This window comes from Bacillus sp. sid0103 (genome assembly GCF_019219025.1).
In genome coordinates, this window is sequence record NZ_JAHUWN010000066.1 from 1 (window position 1) to 6,076 (window position 6,076).

The 6,076-nt window shown below is 34.0% G+C and carries 8 protein-coding genes and 1 pseudogene; 4 read left to right on the forward strand and 5 right to left on the reverse strand.

All coding sequences use genetic code 11. The features are described 5' to 3' along the window. Together KW850_RS32005 and KW850_RS32010 are read left to right on the forward strand one after the other, a co-directional pair. Positions 1-201, forward strand: a pseudogene (locus tag KW850_RS32005) (IS110 family transposase); the annotation flags it as partial. Between the two features lie 338 nt (positions 202-539). Further along, positions 540-1,160 (forward strand): cysteine hydrolase family protein, encoded by a 621-nt coding sequence (locus KW850_RS32010; protein WP_218351654.1) that lies wholly within the window; start codon positions 540-542, stop codon positions 1,158-1,160. 198 nt (positions 1,161-1,358) lie between these two features. On the opposite strand, the gene KW850_RS32015 is transcribed toward KW850_RS32010, so the two are convergent. From KW850_RS32015 to KW850_RS32025, 3 genes are all read right to left on the reverse strand, one after another. Continuing rightward, positions 1,359-1,709, reverse strand: coding sequence for a hypothetical protein (locus tag KW850_RS32015; RefSeq protein WP_218351655.1), 351 nt, complete (start codon positions 1,707-1,709; stop codon positions 1,359-1,361). A 186-nt stretch (positions 1,710-1,895) separates the two neighbouring features. Beyond that, positions 1,896-2,582, reverse strand: a complete 687-nt coding sequence (locus KW850_RS32020) for a DUF2971 domain-containing protein (protein ID WP_218351656.1) — start codon at positions 2,580-2,582, stop codon at positions 1,896-1,898. A 285-nt stretch (positions 2,583-2,867) separates the two neighbouring features. After that, complete coding sequence (locus KW850_RS32025; RefSeq protein WP_218351657.1) at positions 2,868-3,392, reverse strand: hypothetical protein; 525 nt, start codon at positions 3,390-3,392, stop codon at positions 2,868-2,870. A 275-nt stretch (positions 3,393-3,667) separates the two neighbouring features. On the opposite strand from KW850_RS32025, the gene KW850_RS32030 reads away from it, so the two are divergent. Next, positions 3,668-4,291, forward strand: a complete 624-nt coding sequence (locus tag KW850_RS32030; RefSeq protein ID WP_218351658.1) for a DUF6944 family repetitive protein — start codon at positions 3,668-3,670, stop codon at positions 4,289-4,291. 415 nt (positions 4,292-4,706) lie between these two features. Next, positions 4,707-4,874: a hypothetical protein gene (locus KW850_RS32035; RefSeq protein WP_218351659.1), complete on the forward strand. Its 168-nt coding sequence runs from the start codon at positions 4,707-4,709 to the stop codon at positions 4,872-4,874. Between the two features lie 182 nt (positions 4,875-5,056). On the opposite strand, the gene KW850_RS32040 is transcribed toward KW850_RS32035, so the two are convergent. Beyond that, positions 5,057-5,338, reverse strand: coding sequence for a hypothetical protein (locus KW850_RS32040; RefSeq protein ID WP_218351660.1), 282 nt, complete (start codon positions 5,336-5,338; stop codon positions 5,057-5,059). 399 nt (positions 5,339-5,737) lie between these two features. Next, positions 5,738-5,914: a hypothetical protein gene (locus KW850_RS34465; protein ID WP_374226411.1), complete on the reverse strand. Its 177-nt coding sequence runs from the start codon at positions 5,912-5,914 to the stop codon at positions 5,738-5,740. Positions 5,915-6,076 lie beyond the last annotated feature (162 nt).

Sequence of the window (6,076 nt, forward strand, 5' to 3'; positions counted from 1 at the left end):
CGCTGTGGGATTAGGGATTGTCGTAAAAAGAAAACGACAGAGACGATCATCCCGCGTAACAAAAGACTACGCGAATTCTATGATAAGAAACGTGGAGAAGGAAAGCCCTATAAGGTAGCAGTCATTGAATGTGCTAACAAGCTTCTACAATGGATCTATGCCATTTTGAAAAGCGAATCACCTTTCCAAGATCTAGCTTAGTTAAAAATATTAACTAAATACAACAAAACCTTCCAGTTATAGCATGATGGAAGGTTATTTGGCATGCTTATTTTTATTATAACATGACCCAATTTCATTTTTCATTGAAAAATCTTGACAAACTATTAGCTGGTTTAGTGGAACAAGCATTTCACTTTCTAATGCATATATTTGCGTACTGTAGGTTACACCTGGATTGATCTTTGAAGGGATACATATTAATACCATAGCTCCATTAAAAACAGAATGTGTCCAAGCACCCATCAATATATATTCATCAAAGAACAAAAGTTGAATTAAAATACAGGATACTTATTTATGTGAATTGGAGGAAAAAAATGTTTAAACCTAATCCCGCTAATACAGCAATTGTAATAACTGACCCACAAAATGACTTTCTGTCCCCCGGGGGTAAAGGATACCATTTAACAAAAAATATTATTGAGCATTACAACACACTAGGTAACCTTGAAATTCTAATAAGTACAGCCATGAGTAAAGGATATCAACTTTTTATATCACCCCATTATATATATCCCCATGATTATAGTTGGCAATTTACTGGAGCTGAACAAGAAATGTTATTAAAGCTTCGAGTATTTCAAAAACAAAATGACTACACTTCTGTAGGAGCCGACTGGGTTCCTTCACTTAAGCCATACATTTTAGCTAACCAAACAGTCATTGCGACCGCCCATAAGATTGCTAGTCCGCAGACAAATGATCTAGTTTACCAATTACGTCAGCATAGGAAAGAAAAGGTCATTTTGGCAGGTGTTCTATCAAACATTTGTGTAGAATCGCATATGAGAGACTTAATCGAGAATGGATTCCAAACAGCTGTTGTTTATGATGCCACTGCCGCTATAAGTGAGAAGGATTTTCAAGCAGCTGTTACAAATTATCAGGCATTCAGCAGTGCTACATGGTCAACTCAACAGGCGATCTCTCAATTATAAGAAATAAAACATTTTTCCCAAGAGTTGACTTAAAAGGGTTGCTATTGGAGGCAACTCTTTTTGTTTAATTTTAAAGTTCTTCCACTAACCTGCTTCGTTAGTGTAACAAGAAAAAAGAATCGCCGCAGCGATCCCCATCTTTAACACATGCACCCGTTAGTTGAGCAAGATTTTGACAATGTATAATTCTTATTTACTTTATTTTTTATAAAAAGAGGTCTGGTCCATCGGTACAAAGCCTGATATTAAAGCCGATGAATTTTCTATCCTATTTTGTTCTTCAGCTGGTACAACCACCGTAATAGAACCTACGTCAGCAGACGGTATGGAAACAGCTGCATTTGAGTTTTCTATCCTATTTTGTTCTTCAACTGGTACAACCACTTTAATAGAACCTACGTCAGTAGACGATACGGGAACTACCGTTTTAATTGCCAAGGAAGGTTGAGAGAATGCCTCGGCTTTGTTTAAACCTGTAATATTAATAACAAATGGCAACGTAAAAGCACCTGTAAAACAAATCGCTGCAAATTTAGTGAGTTTTTTCAATGAGAAAACCTCCTAATCAAATTCTAAATAGCTTGTACAATTATTCATATTTTACCATAAATAACAATATGTTACTTTTTTACCATAACTAATTTGATTGTCCTTCTACAACTATACTGCTTCGTTAGTTGAAAAAGAAAAAGATCCAGCAATTTTAGCCAGATCTTGAACTCTTGTTCACTTTAGTTATCTAATATTCAGGTTACTATAAAAAACTCTTGCTTCAGGTGCATATTTTTCAATTAAGGAAGTTAATAAAATATGTTGTGCCTCTGATGCTTTTGGTCCAAGCATAAATTCAGCTTCATTAAAAATTCCCGTTTCTAGGTTCACATTAATAGACTTTTCTATAATTGGATAGGTGTTTAAGTCTAAATTTTCTTTTGTTATTTCATCATCTGGAAGGGAACTCTCATTTGGAAAGGCAAGGATTTTAAATCTCCATTCCTGTTCGAATTCCCAACATTTCTCCTTAAACATTCCTAAATCATGAAGATTAATTGTTATATAATCGTCATATGATTGATGTAGTGTCTTGGAAAGTAAATATTTATCTTCGTTTGTATAGTACACTTTATTTGGTCCGAATATTCTATTTGTATGGAAAACTAATTTTGATTCCTTTCTTTGTATGTTAATACTGTCAGCATATCTTATTTGAGAACCACCCTTATCAAATACAGTAGGGGTGTCTCTGCCTTTAAACATATTGACAGGTAATTTAATTCTTACTCCGTCCATATCTCTAGCGTACATTCTCCACATTGGAATTGATTCATCAGAATGACTTGTCCAACTTGAAGTGAATATTGCGGTGTTAGCTAAAGGGAAATCGAGTGACTGTGCTTCGTTTTTATCATTTACTCCATCCAATCTGCTAAACCTTAAAGTATTATACTTTAAAATTAAAGACAGACTTTCAAGTGAAGTATATGATACAGGTGTAAAGGTAACTCTGTAACTCCCATTTCATCCCACATGAAATCATCAGTATAAAATATTTATCCAAAGTAATCAGGATACATAAAAGTCCCCTTTTAATTAAAATATAACATAAATTAGGGTTAAATCGTTATTAGATTACTTACACTCGCCTGCCAAAAAAACTTACCTCATTTGAAGTAAAGCTCCCGTTACTTCAAGAAGGTAAGTCATATTTCAAGTGATTTCTTTTATAATAATTTCTAATGTATCACCGTCAAGTTCTAACTCTAGTTGATTATCCCAATTTAGAAATTCATTACATGTAATTAATAACTTATTCTTAGACCAACCATGAAATTTAATTGTGTCCATTTTAATTGGACTTTTCACTGGTATCGTATCTTTTATTGATGATTCTATTTTTTCAATGCTATAATAATCCGCTATTACGAAATCCCCTGATGGTGTTACTGTTAAACATTGATATTGAGGCTGGGATTCATATTCCATTAATTCTCCGCTATCACTATCAACTTGAAATAAGTAATCGGAAGTAAGGACAAGAACTGTTTTATACTTCTTTGATACTGCAATATCCCGTGGTGATCCTCTAAACTCACCACACCATTCATTAAAATCCTCGTCTTCAAATTTTACCCAAGTCCAATTTGGAGAATTCCATGAACTTGTTATGTCATAAATTCTCTCCTTGTACTGTCCCGAAAAAGGTTGATTTATTATTTCTGCTTTGGTTATCACAAGTCTTGTCCTCCAAAAAAGGGTGGTATCTCATAGATATTCGATATAATAATTCCTTATCCTTCTTCAAGTAACCTGCCAGTTCCTTAATAAGAAAAAGAAATTCCAAAGACAACCCATGATCTTCAATTTACGCAGCCTTCAAATACTTGGGGTCTTTTCTAATGAGGAAAGTTAGTTTTAATAATTAGGTACACATTCGGACCTTAATTCATAATACTACGATAAAGGTTTTTTCTTATATACTTAAAGCTTGTGGCAGGTTGGTGGTTAAAATGGGAAGCGAATCTAAAGCAATAGTAGGTTCAGTGCTAGTATCTGTGGGAACAATAACAGCTGCAATTGGTTCTATGCCGTCCAACTATATAAAAAGTAACGTACGTGATGACTTAATTCTATTGGGAAACGTTTTACAGGCTGAAGGAAATGCGATTGATGCGGAGGCAAAAGGGACTGTCCTTAGGTCAGTTGGAAAAGAAATTACAGCAAGTGGGAATCTTACTGTCATTACAGGACTGGTTTTTGACATCAGGAAAGAAGCATCCTATAAATTATTCATTACAGGGAACTGGATACAAGCTTTAGGTTTAGCGGTTAATATTGGAGATGCAATTGATCTCCCTCCCTTCCCAGGCCAATCCGAAAACATTGTAGGAAGCATAACACAATTTATTGGAAACTCATTACAGGCAATAGGATGGTCAGAGGCACTAAAAAATATTAGAAAAGATGAAAATGATAATGAAAATAAACAAAAAAAGATAGGCTATTTTTATGAGGACTATTATAAAAAAAATAATGGACAATCCGAATCCGAATCATTGGTAGCAACAGGTAGTTGGATCCAAGCAATTGGTTCTGTTATTTCAGTGATTGGAGTAATAAAAGAAGTAACCTAGGACAATTAAGTGGAAAGAAAGTAGGGCTTAAATCACACCTAACTTTTCTTCAGCCAGCTTTATATCCGATTTATCAAAAACAGGTTTTCTTTGTTTCGATTAAATATCTTACATTTTCCATATAGATAAAACCCCTTCACCAAAAAATCCTTCATTATTAATTCAATAACAAATTAAACATTTCTTTCTTCAAGTAACTGCTTCGTTAGTCGAACAAGAAGTACACTATATCCTCGTATTACGACATTGTTGTTCTTCATCTTACAGGTTCAATTTCGAAAATCGTACTCCCATTCTCATTGCATAATTTTCTCCATCTGTTTAACATCTTTATGTCAATTTTTGTGACAAAATTTACTTTGTAATTTTCAACCAGAGCTATATAATTAAGGTATTAAACGAGAGGAGAATAAAAATGAAACAAGTTGCTCTCCATCAATGGCATAAAGAACATAATAAACGAATAGCAGAATTTCATAAGAACCAAGAAATGAAAATAAAACGTGGTGAAAATGGAAAAGGTTTGTTAGCTAAATGGGAAAGATTTTTTTATAACACTGTCATTTCCCCTCTAAAAAAATAAAATACTTATTAATTGAACTGTCTTCATAGTACAGTTCATTTTTTTTCACAATTTGAATCCAAAATACGCATTAAACGTTTTTTCTTCTTCAACTAAACTGCCACGTTTGCTCAATAAGAAAAGGGATCGCAGCTGCCATCCCGTCTTTAACTCTCGCACCCGTAAGTGAAACAAGTGACTTATTATTTCTTTTCTAAAAATGGCACCAGTACATCCTCGACCCATCTGTTGAACTTATCGTGTGCATCATCAAAATTATTTGCATTGAATAATAAGACACCCCAATCCTTATCTATTTCAGAATCCATATTACCGAATAATTTATACATCTCATCATCTTCTAATTCATAAAAAAATACATCCCAGCTTCCTTCATCATTCAAAAATCCAGTAGCCGTGGTATAAAAATCTGTCTTATCGCAGTAATAGTCTAAGTGCCAATGCCCGTAATTTTTCTCAATCATAGTATTTAACCTCTATCTAAAACAGAATATATTGTATTGTACTTTTATTTATTTTAGAGTCCAATTGTACTCACTGCAATTGCTATCCATTGTTCAACTAAACTCCCTCTATATAGAAAGGGAAATCTCTCGATTTCTCTCATTTTCTTCAAATTACGTGGTAGTTCGTTTTAATATTGATTTGAGGATTGGAATAATGGTGTATTCAAGGATAATTTTGGGAACAAATTGAAATAGCGACTGATAGCTACCAAACCCCACTTATCCAAAAAGTGGATAACTAGTTAAAGTATGGTTACACTGGTGGATCTCCACATTTCTCATGGAGGTTAACCCTCCCATTTCTCACAGAGTCTTTGCTCCAAAATTCCTTCGTCCAACCTTTCCATGAGGTGGATGTCAGTCATGCTGCCCGACAGGGTACTTTGCCCGTATTTTAGTTGTTTTACTGACTAATCCGTGCTTCAAATGTTTATTAAAATTAAAAAGCTTCAAATCATTCAAAGTATTAAATTTTAGGTAGGACTGGTAGGCTGTTTCCTGAACAATGTCTAGTGCATCATCTTTATTTTTCACGTAAACATACGCCATCCTGTAAATATACTGTTCATAATGAGTCAAGTCCTATATTTTGTGTAAATTGTATTTCCTATGGTTACAATGTTTTTCAGCTTTTATGAATTTTGATGGTTTGGAAGGGGGTACCCCCTTCCAAACCATCAAAATTTCGCGCGCTTC

Coding starts and splice junctions, on each gene's coding strand:
- KW850_RS32010 (WP_218351654.1), top strand. CDS start 540: ATGTTTAAACCTAATCCCGCTAATACAGCAATTGTAATAACTGACCCA.
- KW850_RS32030 (WP_218351658.1), top strand. CDS start 3,668: ATGGGAAGCGAATCTAAAGCAATAGTAGGTTCAGTGCTAGTATCTGTG.
- KW850_RS32035 (WP_218351659.1), top strand. CDS start 4,707: ATGAAACAAGTTGCTCTCCATCAATGGCATAAAGAACATAATAAACGA.
- KW850_RS32040 (WP_218351660.1), bottom strand. CDS start 5,338: ATGATTGAGAAAAATTACGGGCATTGGCACTTAGACTATTACTGCGAT.